Origin of the sequence: Myxococcus sp. CA040A, from assembly GCF_013336725.1 — a bacterium.
Lineage (GTDB): Bacteria > Myxococcota > Myxococcia > Myxococcales > Myxococcaceae > Myxococcus > Myxococcus llanfairpwllgwyngyllgogerychwyrndrobwllllantysiliogogogochensis.
In genome coordinates this window covers 137,944-159,244 of sequence record NZ_JABUMR010000015.1, presented here as the reverse complement: position 1 = coordinate 159,244, position 21,301 = coordinate 137,944, and the positions used below count along the sequence as shown (strand labels likewise).

Below are 21,301 nucleotides of genomic sequence, written 5' to 3'. Positions count from 1 at the left end.
TCACTCACGGCGACTGCGCCGCTCCCTGCGCTGGGCTCCCCGGTTCTGACTCGTCTCGAAGCTGGGGGACTCCTCCGGGGCGGGCAGTCCTCCCAGTCGCTTCGCCAGCGCGGCCACGGTGGGAGCCTCGAAGACGGAGGTGAGGGGGACTTCGCGCCCCAGCTCCCGCTTCAGACGGCCGACAATCTTGAGCCACAGCAGCGAGTTGCCACCCAGGTCGAAGAAGTTGTCGTGGATGCCCAGCCGCGCCAGTCCGAGCTGCTCCTGCCACACCTTCGTCAGCGCCAGCTCCACGTCATCCGTGGGCGCCACGTACTCGGTGCCGAGCTGGGGCCGCTCGTGCGTCGCGCCACCCGCCGCGTCCGCGTGCTTCCCCGTGCCCTCGCGCCGCACCCACCGCGCGACGCGCGCGACCAGGTCGCCGGTGGACACCACCACCTGTCCACTCAGGGGAGACTCCACCACGCGGCGGAAGGCCTCCACTGCTTCAGTGGGCGACATGGCGAACACGTCGATGCTCGTGCGGACCTCGCGAGTCACCTCGTCCACGCCGGGCCAGCCGTCCCAGTTGGTGCTCAGCCACCGGGTCAGCCCCTCGCGCGAGCGGGAGATGGCGAAGGCATCCAGGAAGGCGTTCGCCGCGCCGTACGCCGCGAGCCCCAATCCTCCGAGCACCGCGGCGTTGGAGGACACGAGCAGCACGAAGTCCAGGGGCCGGCCCGTCAGCGCGCGCTCCAGCGCGTAGGTGCCATGGACCTTGGCCCGGAAGTGGGGCGCGCAGGCCGCCGCGTCCAGTCCGGAGAGCAGTGCCACCGCGCCTTCACCCGCGAGTCCCGCCGCGTGAATCACTCCGTCCACCGTGCCGAAGCGAACGTCCGCCTCCGCGAGCGCCATGCGCAGCCGCGACTCGTCCGCCACGTCCGCGCGGACCACCAGCACCTCCGCGCCCGCTGCCTCCAGGTCCTTCACCGCGCGCTGCTTGTGCCCGCCCGGGTCCACTTCCAACCCCGCACGGCTCACCAGGATGAGCCGGGCCTGATGGGCGCTCGCCAGATGCCGCGCGAGCAGCAGGCCCACGCCACCCAGGCCGCCGGTGATGAGGTACACGCCGCGGGCCTTGAAGGGCTGCGCCGCCACGCCATCCTGTTCGAGCCGCAGCGGCTCATGCGTCTGCGCCAGCCGGTGTGTCCCTCGCCAGGCGACCACGGGCTCCGGGGTGTCGGAGGCGAGCTCGCGCAGAAGGGCGCTCGAGGTCATCGCCACGCCTCCAGGGCCCAGGTCCACGTAGCGGCAAGCCAGGGTGTCGTGCTCCTGGGGAATCACCTTGCACAGCGCGGGCAGCGTGGCGTGCTCGGGATTGACCGCGTCCGTGCTCTCCACGTCGAACGCTCCGCGCCCCACCACCGTCAGCTCCACGGGGCCGGGAAGGGACTCCTCCGCCAGCGCGCGCGTCAGCCGCAGCAGGGGATGGAACCCGCGCTCCTGAAGTTGGTCGAAGCGGGCCTCGGCCGACTCGTGCTCCGAGCTGTCGAGTCCATCCAGGCTCCACAGATGGACGATGCGCTCCACCTTGAAGTCCTTCGCCTTCAGGGCCAGCAGCAGGAACGTGGGCTCCTCCGCGTCCATGGGGTCCAGGCTGAAGCGGTGCCCGCCCAGCTCCTGGAGTCGAGCACCGCGTGACACGCGCGCCACGCGGTGCCCCGCGCTCTCCAGACGCGCGGCCAGCGCCTCGCCCACTCCACCCGCATCCACGAACACGACCCAGTCGCGCACCGTGTTGGCGCCCGCACGAGGCAGGGGCAGCGGCGCGCGACGCCACGAGGGCAGGTAGAACCAGCCGCCGACGTCCGACGTCTTGCGCGCCGCGCCTCGCCGCTGAGCGGACGGGGCCTCCGGTGCGAGCCAGTAGTCCTGTCCCTCGAAGGGATAGGTGGGCAGGGGCACGCGCAGGCGCCGCTTGTCGCCGCGCACCGCGTTCCAGTCGACGCCGATTCCCGCCGCCCAGAGCTTGCCGAGCGTGGCGGTGAGCAGTTCCTCGTCGGGCACCGGGTCCTGCGGATGGCGCAGCGAGGGAAGGACCGGCGGCGCCTGGGGCCCCGTGAGCTGGAGGCGCGCGAGCGTGCTCAGCGTGCGGCCGGGGCCGACCTCCAGGTAGACGCGGTGGGGCAGCTCCGCCAGCGTGCGGATGCCATCGCCAAAGCGCACGGTCTGCCGCAGGTGACGCGTCCAGTAGACCGGGTCCGTGGCCTCCTCGGGCGTCATCCATGTGCCGGTGACGTTGGACATCAACGGCAGCGTGGGCGCGTTGCGCTGGAGCGTCCCGATGAACTCCTGGAAGCGCGCGAGAATCGGCCCGACCAAATGTGAGTGCGCCGCCACGTCGATGGGGATGTGACGGAACTCCACCTCACGTCGCGTCAGCTCGGCCGCCAGGGTCTCCACGGCTTCCACCGTGCCGGCCACCACGCACTGAGAGGGGCCGTTCACCGCCGCCAGGGACAGCGTCTCCCCGAGCAGGGGCCGCACTTCCGACTCGGGCAGCGGCACGCTGAGCATTCCGCCACCCGGTAGCTCCTCGAAGAGCTTGCCGCGCAGCACCACCAGCGCCAGCGCGTCCTCCAGCGAGAACACTCCCGCGAGACAGGCCGCCGTGTACTCGCCCAGGCTGTGGCCGATGACGGCCTCGGGCTTCACGCCCCAGGACTCCCAGAGTCGGGCCAGGGCGTACTCGATGGTGAACAGCGCGGGCAGCGCCAACGAGGTCCGCTTGAGCCGCTGACTCGCGCTCGCCGCGGAGTCCGCGTCCGGGTACATGACGGGCTTCAGGTCGAAGCCGAGTCGGGGGCGCAGCAGCGCGCAGCACTGGTCCACCGCTTCGCGGAAGGCGGGCTCGGCGGCGTAGAGACCCCGGCCCATGTCCGGGTACTGCGCGCCGCCGCCCGGGAACATGAAGACGGCCGAGGGCGTGGCGGAGCCGGGCGCGAGCGTGAAGAGTCGCTGCGGATCCCTCGTCTCCAGCACACGCACGGCATCGTCCCTGTCGCGGCACACCAGCACGCGACGGAGGTCCAGCGCCTTTCGCCCCGATTGAAGCGTCCACGCCACGTCCGCGAGCTGCTGCTCGGGATGCGCCTTCAGGTGCGCCAGCAGGGCGGTGGTCTGCTTCTCCAGCGCCGTCTGCGTCCGGGCGGAGAGCACCAGGAGCTGCCAGTCGCGAGGCGCATCGCCCGGCCGGACGAGCGGGGACTCTTCCAGGATGAGGTGCGCGTTGGTGCCGCCGATGCCGAACGAGCTCACCCCCGCGCGGCGCGGCGTGGCGCCTTCGGGCCAGGGCGTGAGCGCGGTGTTGACGTAGAAGGGGCTGTTGGCGAAGTCGATGCGCGGGTTGGGCGTATCGTAGTTGAGGCTGGGGGGCAGCTCCGCGTGCTCCAGGGAGAGCACCGTCTTCACCAGTCCGGTGACTCCCGCCGCGGCGTCCAGGTGCCCCACGTTCGTCTTTACCGAGCCCAGCCCGCAGAAGCCGCGCTTGTCGGTGCCCGCGCGGAACACGGTGTCGAGCGCCTGCACCTCGATGGGGTCTCCGAGCGGCGTGGCGGTACCGTGAGCCTCCACGTAGCTGATGGACTCCGGCGTCACCTCCGCGATGGCCTGGGCCCGGGCGATGACCTCCACCTGGCCCTCCACGCCCGGCGCGGTGAAGCCCACCTTCATCGCGCCGTCGTTGTTGATGGCCGAGGCGCGGATGACGGCGTGGATGGTGTCGCCGTCGTTGAGTGCATCCTCCAGGCGCTTGAGCACCACCACGCCCGCGCCGCTGCCGAAGAGCGTCCCCTGGCCCTTCGCGTCGAACGCGCGGCAGTGGCCATCCGGAGAGGTGATGCCGCCCTCCTGATAGTGGTAGCCGGTGCGCTGCGGAACGTGCACGGACACGCCGCCCGCGAGCGCCACGTCGCACTGGTAGCCCAGCAGCGACTGGCAGGCGAGGTGCGTGGCGACGAGCGACGTGGAGCAGCCCGTCTGCACCGTCAGGGCCGGACCCTTGAGGTCCAGGTGATAGGCCACGCGCGTGGCGAGGAAGTCCTTGTCGTTGGCCACCATGGCCGGGAACGTGTCCTCGGCCTGCTGGAACTCCGCGCGCGCGAGCAGGTTGAAGAGCAGGTAGCTGCTCAGGCTGGAGCCCGCGTAGATGCCCGTCGTCCCCGGGATGCGCCCCGGCGCGTAGCCCGCGTGCTCCAGCGCCGTCCAGACGCACTCCAGGAAGATACGGTGCTGCGGGTCCAGCAGCTCCGCCTCACGCGGGGCGTAGCCGAAGAAGCCCGCGTCGAAGCGGCCCGGCCGCTCCAGCACCGGCGCCGCGCGGACGAAGTGGGGGTTGGCCAGGAAGGCCGGGTCCACACCCAGGGATTTCAGCGCGTCGTCGGAGAAGAAGGTGATGCCCTCGACTCCGTCGCGCAACAGGCGCCAGAAGGCGGCCACGTCCTCCGCGCCGGGCACGCGCACGGCCATGCCAACGATGGCCACCGCCAGCCCCAACTCCCCCTGGTACTCCGTGTGACGCCCCATGAAAGTCCTACCCCTGTTTCCTGGCCCGTTGCTGCTGTCGTTTCAGGCTTTCGAGCTGGCGCTTCGCCCGGTCCTGCGCCGTCTCCACCGATGAGGCACCCGCCGGAGTCCCCTGCCGCAGGAAACGCGCGAGCGCGCTGACGGTGGGGTGCTCCAGCAGCTTGAGCAGCGGCAGCTCGCCCCCGAGCGCCGCCTTGAGTCGTGCGTGCACCTGGACCATGAGCAGCGAGTGCCCACCCAGGTCGAAGAAGTTGTCGTTCACGCCCACCTGCTCGACCTTGAGCACTTCCTTCCAGATTTCGGAGATCTGCTGCTCGAGCTGGCTCTGCGGCGCCACGTAGGCCGCGCGTGAGGAGCGCGCCGCGGTGGGCGCGGGCAGGGCCTTGCGGTCCACCTTGCCGTTGGGCGTGAGGGGCAGCGCCGGCAGGTCCACCACCAGCGACGGCACCATGTGCTCTGGCAACCGCTGCGCCACCGCATCGCGCAGCGCCGCCGCGTCGACGGCGTGTCCGTCACGCGCCACCACGTAGGCGACCAGTCGCACGTCGCCCGGGGTGTCCTCGCGGGCCACCACCACCGCCTCGCGGACCTCGGGGCGAGAGCTGAGCACCGCCTCGATTTCACCCGCCTCGATGCGGAAGCCGCGCACCTTGAGCTGGTGGTCCACGCGGCCCAGGAACTCCACCGTGCCGTCCTCGCGCCAGCGAGCCCTGTCTCCGGTGCGGTACAGCCGCGCGCCCGGCTCGCGAGCGAACGGGTCCGGCAGGAAGCGGTCCGCCGTCAGCTCCGGACGTGCCAGGTAGCCGCGCACCACGCCCGCGCCGCCGATGAAGAGCTCTCCGGGCACGCCCACCGGCACCGGGCGCAGCCGCGCGTCGAGCAGGTAGAACTGCGTGCGCAGGAACGGCGTGCCGATGGAGACCACCGGCCCGGCCTCGCTCTTCACGTCGTGCGTGGACGACCAGATGGTCGTCTCCGTGGGGCCGTACATGTTGAGCAGCCCGGAGCCCTCGCCCAGGACCTGCCGCAGCGACGCACCCAGGGAGGAAGGGAGGGCCTCGCCGCCGACCATCAGCCGGCGCAGCCCGCCCACCGCCTCGGAGGACTCGGGCTCGGCCAGCAGCGCGCGCGCCAGCGACGGCGTGCATTGCAGGTGCGTGACGGCGTGCTCGCGCAGGTTGAGCGGGATGGAGCGCGCGGTGCCGGAGCGACGGCCATCGCGATCCGCCTGGAGCTTCACCTCGAGGAGCAGGGGGAGGCTGGCCAGCACCGTGTCCGCCGGGATTCCGAAGTCGATGAGGCACCCCACCTCGTCCACGCCCAGGGCCCGCAACCGCTCCATCTGCTCGCGCACGGAGCGCGGTGTGCCGAACAGACCGCTCGTCTCGAAGTAACGCTCGAACGCCTGCGCCGCCAGCCGATCCAGATCCGCCTCGGTGGCCGTGTTCAGGTCCACGCCCAGCGTCTGCCCCAGGCCGCGCATCAGGTCCGCGGAGCTGCGCAGGTAGTCGCGGAAGGGCTTCTCCACCACCGAGCGCACCTTGGCGGCGTCCTCGCCGATGAAGGTGTGCAGCATCAGCGTGACGTGGCCGTCACCCGCGTGGCCCGCCGCGCGCCAGGCATCGCGGTAGAGGACCAGCTTCTTCTCCAGGTCTTCCCACGTCTGTCCCAGCAAGTGGGTGAGGACATGGCAGCCCAGGCGTCCCGCCGTGAGGAACGTTTCGGGGTTGCCCGCCGCCGTGAGCCACACCGGCAGCTCCTTCTGCACCGGACGGGGCCGCAGCGTGACGTCCACCTGCGCGCCCGCGCCGCCCGTCATCCGCAGCGTGTCGCCGCGCCAGAGGCGGCGCACCGTGTCCAGCCCCTCCAGCATCAGCTCCCGCCGCTTCTCGTAGCGCTCGGGCGCGAAGACGAAGTCATTCGCGTGCCAGCCGGAGGCGACGGAGATGCCCACTCGGCCCCGGGACAGGTTGTCGACGAGGGCCCACTCCTCGGCCACGCGGACCGGGTGGTGCAGGGGCAGCACGACGCTGCCGGCGCGGATGGCCACGCGCTCCGTCACGGCGGCGATGGCGGCGCCCGCCACGGAGGGACTGGGGTACAGCCCGCCGAAGGCGTGGAAGTGGCGCTCCGGCGTCCACACCGCCGCGAAGCCATGGCGGTCCGCGAACTTCGCGCCCTCCAGCAGCAGCCGGTAGCGGTCTCCCGACGACGCCTCCGCGTCATCCGCGAAGTAGAAGAGGCTCAGCTCCATCGACTTGCGCTTCGCGGCCGAGGCCCGGGCGGGCGCCTTGATGGACGCGCCTTCGCCCTGCACCACGACCTTGAAGCCGCGCGTGAGCGTCCACAGCAGCTCCAGCACGGAGATGTCGAAGGAGATGCTGGTGACGGCCAGCCACGAGCCCACGGGCTGATGGCCGATGCGCGCATCCATCGCGGTGAAGAAGTTGGCCACGCCGCCGTGGGGCACCATCACGCCCTTGGGCCGCCCCGTGGAGCCAGACGTGTAGATGACGTACGCCAGGTGGGCCGGGCTCATGCCGAACGGGGGCGGGCTGTCGCGCCGCTCGCCGTCGGCCAGGGCCACGCTCTCCAACGTCACGACGCGCGCCTTCCCCGGGGGCACGGTGCCCTCCAGGTGCGTCTCGGTGAGCAGCACGGCCGCGCCGGAGTCCTCCAGCATGTACGCCAGCCGCTCGCGGGGATAGTCCGGGTCCAGGGGCACGTACGCGCCGCCCGCCTTGAGCACCCCCATCATCGCGACGACCATGGCGGCCGAGCGCTCCACGCACAGGCCCACGCGCACCTCGGGCCCGACACCCATCAGCCGCAGGTGCCACGCCAGCGCGTTGGAGCGCGCGTCCAGCTCCGCGTACGTGAGCGTCGCGTCGTCACCCACCACGGCCACCGCGTCGGGCGTCTTCGCCGCCTGGGTGCGGAACTGCGCGTGGATGCACGCGTTGTCGTCCTCCGACTCCGAGGGCGTCAGGTCATTCCAGTCCACCAGCAGCCGCCGCGTCTCCTCGGCGTCGAGCAGGGGCAGGTCCTCCACCCGCGTCTCGGAGGAGTCCACCGCCGCGCGCAGCAGCGTCTCCAGGTGCCTGGCCAGGCGCGCCACGGTGGCGGACGAGAAGAGGTCCGTGCGGTACTCGAGCGCACCCGTCAGGCCGTCCGGCGTCTCCGCGAGCGACAGCTGGAGGTCGAACTTCGACGTGCCCTCTACCGCTCCGTCCGGCACGGGCAGCACCGGCTGCCACTGCATGCCCGGCACCGTCAGGTCCGTGGGAGGCAGCGCCTCCAGCAAGAGCGCCGTCTGGAACAGCGGGTTGTCCGCGCCACCCCGAGGGGCTCGCGCCGCGCCGACGACTTCCTCGAAGGGAAGGTCCGCGTGGGACAGCGCCTCGTGGAAGGTCTGCCGCGTCCGGGAGAGCAACTCGCGGAAGCTCGGCTGGCCCGCGAGGTTCGCGCGCAGCACGAGCGTGTGCGCGAAGAAGCCCACCACGTCACGCAGCTCGGGGCGCTCGCGGTTGGCCACCACGGTGCCCACGGCGAAGTCCTCCTGCCCGCTGTAGCGGTGCAGCAGCGCCGCCCAGGCCGCCGACAGGGTGACGAAGAGCGTGCAGCCCTCGCGACGTCCCAGCGCGCGCAGCGACTCCACCAGCGGACGCTCCAGCGTGAGCCGGTGCAGCGCGCCCTGGAAGCCCGGCTCCCGGGGGCGAGGGAAGTCGGTGGGCAGCTCCAGGCGTGACAGGCCCGCGAGCTGCTTCGCCCAGTACGCGCGCTGTCCGTCCAGCAGCGCGCCCAGACCCTGCTGCCAGCGCGAGAAGTCCGTGTACCGGAAGGCGGGCAGCGGCAGCTCGGCGGTGGCCCCGGAGACCTGGGCCCGGTACAGCGCCGCCAGCTCACGCGCCAGCACGCCGATGGACCAGCCATCCGTGGCGATGTGGTGCTGCGTCATCAGCAGCACGTGCTCGTGCTCACCCAGGGCCACCAGCGACGCGCGCACGGAGGGACCCTCGGCCAGCCGGAAGGGCTCTCGCGACTGCTCCAGCGACAGCCGTCGCAGCTCTCCTTCGCGCACCTCGGGCTCCAGCGTGCGCAGGTCGAACCGGGGGAGCGCCAGCGGGGCGGGGGCACGCGTCACCAGGCGCGGCTGTCCCTCCACCTCGGGGAAGGCCGCGCTCAGCATGGGGTGCCGCGCCAGCAGCGCGTCCAGGCTTCGGCGCAGGGCCTCCGCGTCCAGCGGGCCCGTGAGCCGCAGCTGGAAGTGGAGGTTGTAGAGCGCGCTGTCCGGGACCAGCCGGTCCAGGAACCACAGCCGCAGCTGGCCCGACGACATGGGCAGCTCACCCTCGCGAGGCCCCGAGGTCAGCGGCGGCGCGACGAGCGAGGCCACGGGCCGGATGCCCTGCCACGCCTCCAACAGCCGCGCGGCGGCCGACTCCAACGTCGGGCTGGTCCAGAGGAAGGCCGCGGGCAGGGCCACGCCCAGCTCGGACTCCAGCAGGCCGTGCAGCTCCAGCACCATCAGCGAGTCCAGGCCCAGGCTCGCCAGCTCCGTGTGGCCCTGGAGCTTCGCGGCGTCCAGGCGCAGCGTGCGCGCCACGGCGTACCGCAGGAAGTCCGCGACATGCGCGGGGCGCTCGGCCTCGGACGCGGAGGCCAGCAGCTCCTTGAGGGGCAGGGACGGCGTCGCGGGTGCTTCGATGACCTCGGGCTCCGTCACGGAGGCCTCGACGATCTCCAGCTCACCCGCGAGGTATGCGGCCTTCGTCGCGCGCCGCTGGATCTTCCCGCTCGACGTCTTCGGGATGCTGCGCGCCTGGAGCAGCACCACGCCATGCGCGTGGACGGAGTGCTGCTCCGCGAGCACGCGGCGCACCGAGGCCACGACGGCCGAGGCATCGAAGCCGTCGCGCACGTCCACCTCCGCCGCGAGCACCAGCCGCTCCTCGCCCTCCACGTCCACGCTGAAGGCCGCGCAGCAGCCGGCGCGGATGGCGCGGTGGGCGCGCTCCGCCTCCAGCTCCAGGTCCTGGGGATACAGGTTGCGGCCCCGGATGATGAGCAGGTCCTTGAGCCGTCCGGTGACGAAGAGCTGCCCTTCGGGCGACAGGAACGCCAGGTCTCCGGTGCGCAGGAACGGGCCCTCGCCCGAGGCCAGCCGCGCCTCGAAGGCGTGCGCCGTCTCCTCGGGCCTTGCCCAGTAGCCTTGCGCCACGCTCGGACCCGACACCCAGACCTCGCCCACGGCGTTCGCCGCGAGCGGCTCACGCGTCTCCGGATGGACGATGAGAACCCGCTGATCCGGCGCGCTGATTCCCGCGCCCACGAGCGTGCGCACGCGCGCGCCCTCCACATCCGAAGACGGCGCCTCCGCGCGACCCTGCTCCAGCGACTCCGCGGTGAAGCGTCCGTGGACGAAGGCTTCGCCCTGCGTGCCACCCGTGACGATGAGCGTCGCTTCGGCCAGGCCGTAACAAGGGTAGAAGGACGTGCTGCGGAAACCACAGGGCGCGAAGGTGTCCGCGAAGCGCTCCAGCGTCTCGCGCCGCACCGGCTCCGCGCCGTTGAAGGCCAGGTCCCAGCTGCCCAGCTTCAGCTTGGCCCGGTCCTCCTCCGTCGCCTTCCGCACGCACAAGTCGTAGGCGAAGTTGGGACCTCCGCTGCACGTCGCCTGGAAGTGGGAGATGGCCTCCAGCCACCGCAGCGGGCGCTGCAGGAAGGAGATGGGCGACATCAGCGTGCAGGGGAAGCCGAGATACATCGGCTGAAGCACTTTTCCGATGAGCCCCATGTCGTGGAACATGGGCAGCCAGCCCATCCCCGACGAGCGCGACGCATCCAGCCCGAACCCTCGGGAGATGAGCGCTTCGTTGTGGAGGATGTTGGCATGGCTCACCATCACCCCCTTGGGATTGCCCGTGGAGCCGGACGTGTACTGGAGGAACGCCAGCGTGCCGCCCTCCAATTCCGGGCGCCGCCATTCGGCCGCTTGAGACTCCGGCACCGCGTCGCTGGCCAGCCACGGCAGCTCCGCCAGCTCTGGCGCCTGCGGCTTGAACAGCTCCGACATCTCCAGGATGAAGCTCGTGGTGAGCACGTAGCGCGCGCCGCTGTCCTGGGCGATGGCGCGCAGGCGGGGCAGGGTGCGCTCCAGCCGTGTCGGGTCCGGCGGATAACAAGGCACCGCCACCACGCCGCCGTAGAGACAGCCCATGAAGCCCGCGACGAACTCCATGCCGGGCGGATACAGCAGCAGCGCACGCTGTCCCTGCGCCCCGGAGGCCCGCAAGAGCGCGCCCAGCGCGCGCGCCCGCGTGTCCAGCCGTGCGTAGCTCCACTCCTCGATAGGGCCGTCGACGTCTCCCGATTCGAGAAAGCGATACAGCAGCGAATCACCCTGTGTCTGCGCGCGATGGCACAGCAGATCCACGAGGTGGAGAAAGTCACCCGGTGACGGCTCGTTGCGCTGTTTCATCCCTGCTCCCAGGCGGACGGCTCGCGAAGTTGGTTCCGCGGGCCCGAGGAGTAGGCCGCTCCTGGGACCGCTTCAGTCCAGTTGGCTGCTGGTGAAGACCTCGCCCCTCAACAGCGGGCGGATTCGACAATCCGCCTCGCGGGAGGTACGGCCATGGAGCTCCCCCCGATCTGCCGCGAGAGGCCCGCTACCGCGCGGTGGCACGGCACCGTTGCTGGGAGCCGTGAACGAGGAAAATTAGGTCGGAGGTGAAGCATGCCCTCTGCCTTCATCCCTTGTTTTATCTGGAATGTCTAGTCAGCCTCGAACCGCGCTAACTCCTTGGTTTGTCAGGGGGTCAGGCACTTCTGATAAACTGGTGGGATTCGCTCCCGAGACCGCATGGCTTCGACTCCAGCTTCGTCTTACCCCCCGGGTCCCCGGGGTCTCCCCATCTGGGGCAACCTCCTGAGCCACGAGAAAGACCCGTTGGGTCTCTTCGTCGAGAGTTTCCGAGCGCATGGTGATGTGGTCCGCTTCAAGTTGGACGCCAAGCCCACCTACATGTTGAGTCATCCGGACCACGTCCGGTACTTCCTCACCGAGAACGCCCCCAACTACGCGAAGCCGGAGCTGGTGGACGACCCGTTCCTGGGCAACGGGCTCTTCGTGAGCGAGGGGAACTACTGGCGGCGGCAGCGGCGGCTCGTCCAGCCCGCCTTCCACCGGGAGCGGCTGGCCGGCCTGCTGACGGGCATGGTGGACCTCATCCAGCGCAAGCTGGCGCAGTGGGAGGCCGTGCGGGAGCCGGGGCGGCGGTTCGACATCGCGGAGGAGATGGGGGTGCTCTCGCTGCGGATGACGACGCGGGCGCTGTACTCGGATGAGCCCGACGAGCCGACGGCGGAGGCCATGCGCCGGATGATGTGGATGCTGAACGACCGCGGCTCGTTCCTGTACCGGCTCCTGAAGTTGGAGCGGCTGCCCATCTACAAGAAGAAGTGGGCGGACTTCTTCGCCACGTTGCGGCTGCTCAATGGCAAGGCCAAGGAGGTCATCGTCCAGCGCAAGCAAGGCGGTCCCGAGGACGACATCATGGCCATGCTGCTGGCGGCGAAGGACCGCGACACCGGCGAGGGCATGACGGACAAGGAGCTGCGCGACGAGTTCATGAACCTCTACTCCGCGAACGAAGGCGCGGGGGCCGCGCTGGCCTGGGCCTGGCATCTGTTGTCGACCCACCCGGAAATCGCCGACCGGCTGGCCGCCGAGAGCGCGGCGGTGCTCGGTGGCGGGGCGCCGACCCTGGAGTCCCTGCCGCGCCTGCGCTACGCCATGCAGGTGTTCGAGGAGACGCTCCGGCTCTATCCCACGGCCTGGAAGCTGGTGCGCGTGGCCAAGGAGGCGGACACCGTGGGTGGCTACCGCGTGGAGCCGGGCACGGTTGTCGTCGCCATCACCTACGTGCTGCACCGGCACCCGGAGTTCTGGTCGTCACCGGAGACCTTCGATCCGGACCGCTTCGCCCCCGAGTCGCGCGGGGCGCGCCACAAGTTCGCCTACATTCCGTTCGGCGCGGGCCAGCACATCTGCATCGGCAACAACCTGTCGCTGATGTTCGGCGCGCTGGTGCTGGCGATGGTCTCCCAGCGCTTCCGCCTGCGCGCCATTCCCGGGCGGAAGGTGGACATCTATCCGGGCATCTCGCTGCTCCCCCGGGGCGGACTGCCGCTGACGCTGGAGCCCCGGAAGTGATGTGACGTGCGTGGCCGCGGGCTCGTCGCAGCCCGCGGCGCGCGTGGCCTCCTGCTCCTTGGCCGCGTAGAGCGCCTGGATGTTGGCGCCACCGAAGCCTCGGGCCTGCTGCCGCTGGATGACCTCGAAGAAGAGGGTGCGCCGCGCGTGCTGGGAGCGGGTGAAGACCTGCAGCAGCACGCCCCAGGCGTCCCGGTCCATCAGGATGTTGCGCGCCTGGAGCAGCTCCCGCCGGAACGGGCCCAGGGTGCCAAGCCTCGCCTCCAGGTCCTCGTAGTACCCCCGGGGCGCGTCGAGCAGGCCCACGCCCCGCTGGGTCAGCGCATCCACCGCGCGGGTGATGTCGTCCGCGAGGAACGCCAGGTGCTGCACGCCCGAGCCGCCATGGGCGTCGACGAAGTCCTCGAGCTGTCCCCTCCGCGCACCGGAGACGGGCTCCTGCAGCGGGAAGCACACCTGTCCCCCCGCGGCCTGCACCACCCGCGAGCTCATCCCGCTGTACTCGGTGCGCACGTCTTCCTGGTGCGTCTGCGCGAAGCCGAGCACGTCCACGTAGAACCCCACCGTGTCCAGCAGCCGGCCCCGCTCCAGGGCGAAGGCGAAGTGGTCCACCCCGGAGAACAGCGTCGCGCCGCCCGAGGGCCCCGCGTCCACCGGCAGGTATGCGCCCGGGAGGTACGCACCCGACGGCGTGTCGCGCTGGATGAACGAATGCACCCAGTTGCCTGGCCCCGCGATGGTGGCCTTCACCACGCGCTGGCCATCGGCTTCGTAGGTGAAGGGCTCGGCCACCGCCCGGGCGCCCCGGCTCACCGCCTCGCGAAAGGCCGTGTGCGCGTCCGGTGTCCCCAGCGCGACGTCTCGCACGCCGTCGCCATGGGCCCGCACGTACGCGGCGACTTCACCCTCGGCGCCCAGCGCGGACGTGACGACGAGCCGCGCGGCTCCCTGCTCGAGCACGAAGGAGCGACGGCCGGGCAGCCCCGTCTCCGGTCCACCGCTGGCCACCATCCGGAAGCCGAGCGCGTGGCAGAAGTAATAGGCGGAGAGCGCCGCGTCGCCCACGAACAGCTCGGCATGCTCCACCCGCGTGAGCTCCACTCGGAGAACCTCGATTCAAGTGGGCGAGACCATTCCAGGCCAGCCCGATGGGAGCGCGAGACGGTGATTGCGTTGCAATAAGTCTTATCACGGATTGCCGCCGTAAACCTCTCAGCATGTCATCCGCGAAAGGTGTCGGACGCTGTATCACCCGGTGCTCACGCCGAGACATCACGTGGGGCGATGTATCACCCGCGGCTCACGCCGAGACGGCGGTGGGGGCGGTGTCTGGCATGGAGACGAGCTGTCCTGACTCGAGCTTGAGCAGACGGTCGGCCAGGTGGAAGTAACGGTCGTCGTGGCTGATGACGAAGACGAGCTTCCCCTGGTTCTTCAGCGCGGGGAGCATCTCCCGGTAGAACAGCTCGCGGAAGAGGGGGTCCTGGTCCGCGGCCCACTCGTCGAAGACGTAGATGGGGCGGTCCTCCAGGAACGACGTGAGCAGGGCCAGGCGCTTGCGCTGTCCCTGGGAGAGCGACACCGTGGACAGCTTGCCGTCCTCCACGCGCACCTTGTGCTGCAACTGGAGCCGGGACAGGAAACCTTTCGCCTTCTCCTCGAGCCCGGGTTGGTCCAGGCCGAGCATGCGCTCGAAGAGGTGGAAGTCGAAGAACACGGAGGAGAAGAGCTGGCGGTAGGAGCGGCGGTTGGCGGCGGTGATGGGCACGCCGTCCACCCTCAGCTCCCCCTTCTCCGGCGAGTACAGTCCGGTGAGCAGCTTGGCCAGCGTCGTCTTGCCGCTGCCGTTGCCGCCCACGAGGAAGACCAGCTCGCCCCGGCGCATCATCGTGTTGATGGGGCCCAGGGTGAAGGTCGCGCCGTCCTGCTCGCGGTAGTAGGTGTGGGTGATGTCCACCAGCTCGACTCGCTCGAACTTCGTCGGCACGGCGCCGTCGGCGGGAGGCTCCGGGTCCGCCAGCGACAGGCCCAGTTTCTCCAGCTTCTTCATCGCCACGTGGCTGCGAGACAGGGCGGGCCACTGGTTCATCAGGCCGTCGAGCGGCTGTTGCAGGTACAGCACCACCAGCGCGTACGCGGCCAGCGTGGACATCTCCACCGTCTGGAACCGGGGCACGCCGAAGAGGATGACGGCGATGACGGCCATCACCATGAAGCCGCCCCAGCTCCCGGTGATGATGAAGAGGTTGTTGGTCGTCAGCGAGACACGTGAGACCTCCTCGGCCGTCGGCTTGAGCTCCTTGTTGAAGAAGTCCTCGCTGCGCGCGTGGTGGAGCTGCAGCTCCTTGGCGCCGTCGATGAGCGTCCTGAAGTTGGAGTACAGGGCGTCCTGGCTCTCGCGCCGCTTGTAGAACTGCGAATACGCGTAGCGGTTGGGGATGGCCACGCTCGCCATCACCACGGCGATGACCGCGAGGATCATCATCAGGAGCGGCCCGGACAGCCACGCCAGGTAGACGAGGCAGCCCGCGAGCGTCGCCAGGCAGATGATGACGCCGGGGATGACGGAGATGGTGCTGTTGATGACGGCGATGTCCTCCGTCAGCGCGGCCAACAGCTTGTGCGGCCCGGCGCTCTCCAGCTTGCTCAGCGGCGCCTCCAGCATGCGCCGACACAGCGACAGCCGGAGGTCCAGCAGGGCCACCTGCTGCATGGAGCTGAGCTGCATCTGAGACACGATGCGCAGCACCAGCACCGCCACCGCGAAGCCGAGGAACGCGGGCATCAGCGTCAGCGCGTCCGCCACCGTCCGGGACGTCAGCGCCTGGTTCATCACCGCGACGAGCGCCGCGCTGCATGCACCCGTGAGGATGCCCAGGAGCGCCGCGAGAATGATGGGGAGTTTGGACTTCTGGAAGAGCAGGGCGAGCAATGACACGACGGCTCCCGGAGACCCGGAGGGACCTGAGAATCGGGCCCTCGCCGCTCTCATACGTCATTGCCGCGCGAAGTGATACCCGGGGACAGGCTGCTTATCGGGTTATCATGGTGCCAGGCGGGACGGGGTTGCGCCGCCCCTGGCGAGCGGCCCGGGGGCGCGGAATACTGGGCGGATATGCGACTGCCCTCCCTCGTCCCCAACGTCCTGACCGCCCTGGTGCTTTTCGGGGGGACCGCCTGGGTCGGGCTCGCGCTCGCCTTGACAGGGGCGGGGCCCGAAGGGGCGCACCTCCTCAGGGCATTGGGTGCCCTGGTCGTGGCGGGCCTGGCCCTCGTCGTGTGGCGGCGGTTCGGCTCGCGGTCGGGCGCGGTGGCGGTGGTGCTCGCGGCGTGTGGGGGGCTTCACGTCTGGGCCTGGTCCCAGGCGCCGTCGACCGAGCGCGACTGGGCGCCGGACCTGGCACGGATGGCTCGCGCGGACGTGGAGGGCTCGCGGGTGACGATTCACGACGTGCGCGACTTCCGCTACCGGAGCACGACGGACTGGGATGCGTCCTGGTACTCGGCCACGTATGACGCGCGCGAGCTGACGGGTGCGTGGTTCATCGTGGAGCCGTTCTCCGGCTTCTTCGGCGCCGCGCACACCATGGTGAGCTTCGGCTTCTCGGATGGGCGCTACCTCGTCTTCTCCGTGGAGATTCGTCGCGAGAAGGGGGAGACGTTCTCCGCCGTGGGAGGGCTGTTCCGCCAGTTTGAACTCGTCTACGTCGTGGGGGACGAGCGGGACCTGGTGCAACTGCGCTCCAACCACCGGCATGACGACGTGTATCTCTATCCGGTGAACGCGTCGAAGGAGCGCATCTCCGACTTCTTCCTGGACATGGTGGCCCGGATGAACGCGCTGCACGCGAAGCCGGAGTTCTACAACTCGCTCTCCAACAACTGCACCACCAACCTGGTGCACCACTTCGAGAAGGTGAGCGCGGTAAAGGTGCCCTATGACCACCGCACGCTGCTGCCGGCCTTCTCCGACGCGCTGGCGTATGAGCTGGGGCTCATCGAGACGGACGCGCCGCTGGAAGTGGTGCGCGCGCGGCACCTCATCAACCCCCGCGCGCTGGCGGCGTCGAACCAGCCGGACTTCTCGCGACGCATCCGTGAGACGCAAGCGCGCGCGGCTGACTCAGCTCCCTGACGCCGCGTTCAAGACGGGGGCCGGCCCGGCCTCCAGGTGGCGGACGTAGTGCGCCTCCAGCGTGGAGAAGTAGCCGCGCTCCTCCCACAGCAGGGCGAGCAGGCGGTCCGCCAGCGACTTCACCTCCGCGCTCTCGCCCGGCTCGGGCGCGCGGGGGCCCACGTTCCTGGGGTTGAGGAACACGCGCGTGGCCTCCGCCACCAGCAGCCGGCTGCTCGCGAAGAGGCGCCGCAGGGCCTGGTTGACGGGCCTGGCATCCACCTCCGCGCAGGCCGCGACGATGGCCGCGTGGATGGCTCGAGGCTTGTCGCCCTGCAGGCTCAGCGCGTCCAGGTCTCCTCGCTCCAGCGCGTGGTGGAGCAGGTAGCCGTGGTGCAGGGACACGGAGGCCACATCCACGCAGTCCTTCACCCACAGGACGAAGAAGACCTTCCGGAAGAGCTTCTTCACCGGAAGCAGCATCATCCCCTTGAGGTAGCTGGCCAACCGCCCGCCCAGCGTGCGGCCCAGGCTGGAGCCCGCGAGCGCCTCCACGGCCTGGTTCGGCGCGCGCAGCCCGCGCTCCTCCAACAGCGAGCGGACCAGCTGCTCGCGCACCTGGAAGAGGGCGTAGTCATCCAGGAAGGGGACGGGGATGAGGGGCGTCAGCCCGGAGGCGACGGCATGCAGCGCCACGCGCGCCAGGGGCGGAGACGACGGAGGGCTCGGCGTGGGACGGGGGCTCGGCTCGCTCATCACTCATCTCTATGCGAAATCCGGCGGACGATTGCGTCAGGCCGTCGGCCCGCTCGGTCGGTGGACGGACAGGCTCAGCCCTGACGCGCGCCGCGCACGTGGGGCATCAGCACGGAGTACAGGGTGCTCATGACGGGCGTGGGGACGCCGAGCGCATGGCCGCGCCGGGCCACCGTGCCCTGGAGGTATTCGACCTCCAGCGGCTTGCCCGCGTCGAAGTCCACCATCATCGACGGGCGGATCTCCGGGGCCATCGCCTCCATGAAGCGCATCACGTCGTCGGGACGCGTGGTGGTGGAGACGCCCTCCGCGGCGGCGACGCGGAGCACCTCGGCGGCGGCCTCGCGGAACATCTCCCGGAAGAAGGGGACCTCTCTCAAGGGGCCAATCGAGGAGCGCGCGGCGGTACAGAAGCCGGACATGGCGGCGAGGAAGGCGAGCTTCTCCCAGAGGGGCGCGCGGATGTCGGCCACCGCCTCCGCGTTGAGGCCCGCCTGGGCGAGCACGTCCCGAAGCGCCTGGACGCGCGGGGAGACGCGTGAGATGTCACCGAAGGCCTCGCCCAGCACCACCCGGTGCAGCGTGCCCGCCTGACGGATGACGCCCGGCTCGGTGATGGCGGTGGAGATGTACGTCGTCCCTCCGATGACCGCGGCCTCGCCCACTGCGGCGGCCACCTCGGAGGGGCTGTCCACGCCGTTCTGGAGCGTGACGACCACCGTGCCGGGAGCACCGTGCGAGGGCTGCTCCTTCGAGGCGAGCAGCGTCTTCACCTGGGCGAGCACGCTGGCGACGTCGTAGTTCTTCACCGCGAGCACCACCACGTCCACCGGCCCCAGCCGCGCGGCGTCCTCTTCGGCGCGGACGGGGACGGTGAAGTCCCCCTCCTGACTGAGGATGGTGAGGCCCCGCTCCCGCATGGCGCGCAGGTGCGAGCCTCGGGCGAGGAAGCCCACGTCGTGCCCCGCGCGCACCAACCTCGCGCCGTAATAGCCGCCCACTCCACCCGAACCGACGATGCCAAATCGCATGGCTCGCGAGGATAGCGAAGCGCCGCCGCTCCCGCAGGAGCGTTTCGACGGCGCCTCGCCCGGACTTCGAGTCTCAGCCGGCGAGCGGCCGGATCCTGGCTCCGGTGTCCCAGCCCAGGGCCCCGGACGCGGCCAGCACGTCCGCGCTCGGCGTTCCCGCGTGGGCGATGAACTCCGCGGAGGCGTCGGGCGAGGCACAGGCGGAGAGGATGCGCTCGGGAATCATGAAGGCGCTGACGATGGCATCGGCCACCCGGTTGTCCCGGCTGCCGGCGACCAGCAGGTCGACGACGTGCGGCGGAGGCGGCTGGAGCAGCGCGTTCGTCCAGTCCGTCGCCGGGGCGACGGCGGTCCACATCCGCGCCTCCGTGTCGCGGCAGAACGTCTCGTCGAAGGGGCGCTCGGACAGGAGCGCGTCCTGGATGGCGATGGCCAGCGTGAAGGCGGAGGCCGACGCGGCGTTGGCGCCCTGGCCGGCGACGGGGTCGTTCGTCACGTGGGTGTCGCCCACCGCCATGACGAAGCGGCCCTCGCCCACCTGGGCCCAGGCGCGGCGCACCACGGGCGTGAAGCCTCCCTGGAGGAAGTCCAGCGGACCGCGGACGCCGAACTCCGTCGGGTCGATGCGCTCGTAGGTGGCGGGCGCGTGGCGGCGCATGAGGTCCAGCAGCATCGCGTCGAAGGCGGCCGGGTCGTCGTCGCGCTTGAGGGAAATCATCGACGCCAGCTCGCTTCCGGGCACCGCCTCGATGAGCGTGCTGGGGACGCGGCCGTGGCGGGTGATCATCTGCGATTCGAAGACCTCACCCTGTCCCGGCACCAGGTTGACGTGCATGCCGAAGGGCTCCGGCATCCGCAGGCCCTTGAGAATCGCCGCGAACAGCACGCGCGGAGGCCGGGTATGCGGCGACAGCTCCGGCACGCGCGGAAACAGCGCGTTGAGCCCATTGCGCCCGGAGGCCACCACCACCAGCGCATGGCGCCGCGTCAGGCCCTCCAGCGCGACGTTGTCCACCGGCGCGACCTCCAGCCGCCCTCCGCGCTCCACGAAGGCCTCCGCGAGCCGGGGCTGATAGAGGCGATAGTCCACGCAGAGGCTCGGCTCGAGGACGCGCCCCTTCACGCTGAACGGATGCGGCCCGTGGACGTGGATGGCGCAGCGGTTCATCGCCAGCTCCGGCGCGCCCCAGAAGTCCACCCACAGCTCCCGCTCCCGTGCGCGAGTGGGCGCATGGTGAGTCACCGTGTTCAGAAGTCGGCCTGCGCGAAGGGCGTCTGGCTCCTGCTCCGCGTAGAGCGTGACGGGAATGCCCTGCGAGAGAAGCTTCAGACCCAGGTGCAGTCCGGCAGTGCCGGCGCCGACGATACCGATGCTCGCCATCTGTCTCTCCTTCACTTTTCCCGACTTGAAAGACTTTGCGTCGGGACGGCCCCTCAGGGGATGTGGGGTTCCCCGGGTGTTCCGGGGTGCGCAGGGCTCCATATCACAATGTGAATGGAGTTCTTTAGACTGGTCATACCCCGAGTCTCAGGAACATGGGGGTCCCCGGGCACCCGTTCGCGATTGGACCGTTGGGTTCCAGGTTGGGGCCGGACAGTCGGCGGCCCTACAGTCGAGGGATGAGCGCGGCCCTCGACGTGGTGCTGGAAGTGGGCGACGTCACCGAGATGACGGCGGATGTCGCCTTGTTCAAATATGCACAAAAGCTGTACGGCGCGGCTGGCGAGGCGTCACGGCGGCTGGAGGCCGTGGGCGTGCCGCCGGTGCAGGTCGCGGTGCAGCCGGGCGAATTCCGCTTCGTGGAGACGAAGGGCGCGCTGGCCGCGCCGCTGGCGCTCTTCATGGGCACGGTGCGGCTGGGCGAGTTCGGCTACCACGAGATTCGCCAGTTCGCGTTGCGCGCGCTGAAGGCGCTGGAGGCGCACGCCTCGGTGAAACACGTGGCGGGCACGGTGCACGGCCCCAACTACGGGCTCGACGAGGATGAGGCGGTGCTGGCCTTCGTGGGCGGACTCATCGAGGCCTTCCAGCGCGGCACGGGCCCCAAGGGGTTGGAGCGCTTCACGGTGGTGGAGCTGGACATGCGCCGTGCCCTGCGGCTGCGCAAGGCGCTGGAGCGGGGCCTGGGTGGGACGCCGGGCGTGGAGACGCTGCCAGGGGGAGGTTTCCGGGTGCGGCGCAGCAGCGCGTTCGTGCAGGCGCCGTCCATGGCCAGCGCGGGCACGGTGTCCATGGGAAAGCCTCACGCCTTCGTGGCGATGCCCTTCACGCCCGAGTTGGAGGACACGTACCACTACGGCATCCAGGGGCCCGTGAAGGCGGCGGGTCTGCTGTGCGAGCGCGTGGACCAGGCCGTGTTCGACGGGCCCATCATCCAGCGAATCAAGGAGCGCATCGACACGGCGAAGGTCGTCATCGCCGACCTGTCGCTGGCCAACCCCAACGTGTACCTGGAGGTCGGCTACGCGTGGGGCAAGGGGCGGCCCACGCTGCTCCTGGTCCGGGACGTGAAGGAGCTGCGCTTCGACGTCGCGTCCTACCGGTGCATCGTCTATCGCAACATCCGCGAGCTGGAGTCGGTGCTCTCGCGCGAGTTGGAGCGGCTCGACAAGCTGGTGTGA

The 21,301-nt window shown here is 70.4% G+C and carries 9 protein-coding genes and 1 pseudogene; 3 read left to right on the top strand and 7 right to left on the bottom strand.

Annotation, left to right across the window (positions count from 1 at the left end; all coding sequences use genetic code 11):
- Both HUA75_RS42370 and HUA75_RS42365 read right to left on the bottom strand, forming a co-directional pair.
- Positions 1 to 4,563, bottom strand: a complete 4,563-nt coding sequence (locus tag HUA75_RS42370) for a type I polyketide synthase (protein ID WP_174489684.1) — start codon at positions 4,561 to 4,563, stop codon at positions 1 to 3.
- Positions 4,564 to 4,570: 7 nt separating this feature from the next.
- A complete protein-coding gene (locus HUA75_RS42365; RefSeq protein ID WP_174489683.1) occupies positions 4,571 to 11,044 on the bottom strand; it encodes a MupA/Atu3671 family FMN-dependent luciferase-like monooxygenase in 6,474 nt (2,157 codons plus the stop codon).
- Positions 11,045 to 11,512: 468 nt separating this feature from the next.
- Here HUA75_RS42365 and HUA75_RS47335 point away from each other — a divergent pair, with 468 nt between their 5' ends.
- Complete coding sequence (locus HUA75_RS47335; protein ID WP_246137301.1) at positions 11,513 to 12,778, top strand: cytochrome P450; 1,266 nt, start codon at positions 11,513 to 11,515, stop codon at positions 12,776 to 12,778.
- A 51-nt stretch (positions 12,779 to 12,829) separates the two neighbouring features.
- Here the strand turns inward: HUA75_RS47335 and hppD are convergent.
- Both hppD and HUA75_RS42355 read right to left on the bottom strand, forming a co-directional pair.
- Positions 12,830 to 13,864 (bottom strand): annotated as a pseudogene (gene hppD / locus HUA75_RS42360) (4-hydroxyphenylpyruvate dioxygenase); the annotation flags it as partial.
- 214 nt (positions 13,865 to 14,078) lie between these two features.
- Entirely contained in the window at positions 14,079 to 15,716 is a 1,638-nt protein-coding gene (locus HUA75_RS42355) for a cyclic peptide export ABC transporter (protein ID WP_141644144.1), read from the bottom strand.
- A gap of 177 nt (positions 15,717 to 15,893) precedes the next feature.
- Between HUA75_RS42355 and HUA75_RS42350 the strand changes: the two genes are divergently transcribed.
- Positions 15,894 to 16,913: a DUF4105 domain-containing protein gene (locus HUA75_RS42350; protein ID WP_174489681.1), complete on the top strand. Its 1,020-nt coding sequence runs from the start codon at positions 15,894 to 15,896 to the stop codon at positions 16,911 to 16,913.
- Here the strand turns inward: HUA75_RS42350 and HUA75_RS42345 are convergent.
- From HUA75_RS42345 to HUA75_RS42335, 3 genes are all read right to left on the bottom strand, one after another.
- Positions 16,902 to 17,648: a hypothetical protein gene (locus tag HUA75_RS42345; RefSeq protein WP_174489680.1), complete on the bottom strand. Its 747-nt coding sequence runs from the start codon at positions 17,646 to 17,648 to the stop codon at positions 16,902 to 16,904. The two genes, HUA75_RS42350 and HUA75_RS42345, sit on opposite strands and share 12 nt — an antisense overlap.
- A 74-nt stretch (positions 17,649 to 17,722) precedes the next feature.
- Entirely contained in the window at positions 17,723 to 18,679 is a 957-nt protein-coding gene (locus tag HUA75_RS42340; protein ID WP_141644141.1) for a ketopantoate reductase family protein, read from the bottom strand.
- A gap of 73 nt (positions 18,680 to 18,752) precedes the next feature.
- Positions 18,753 to 20,060 carry a styrene monooxygenase/indole monooxygenase family protein gene (locus HUA75_RS42335; RefSeq protein WP_174462577.1) on the bottom strand — a complete coding sequence of 436 codons (1,308 nt, stop codon included), beginning with the start codon at positions 20,058 to 20,060 and terminating at the stop codon, positions 18,753 to 18,755.
- A 239-nt stretch (positions 20,061 to 20,299) separates the two neighbouring features.
- On the opposite strand from HUA75_RS42335, the gene HUA75_RS42330 reads away from it, so the two are divergent.
- Entirely contained in the window at positions 20,300 to 21,301 is a 1,002-nt protein-coding gene (locus tag HUA75_RS42330) for a hypothetical protein (RefSeq protein ID WP_174489679.1), read from the top strand.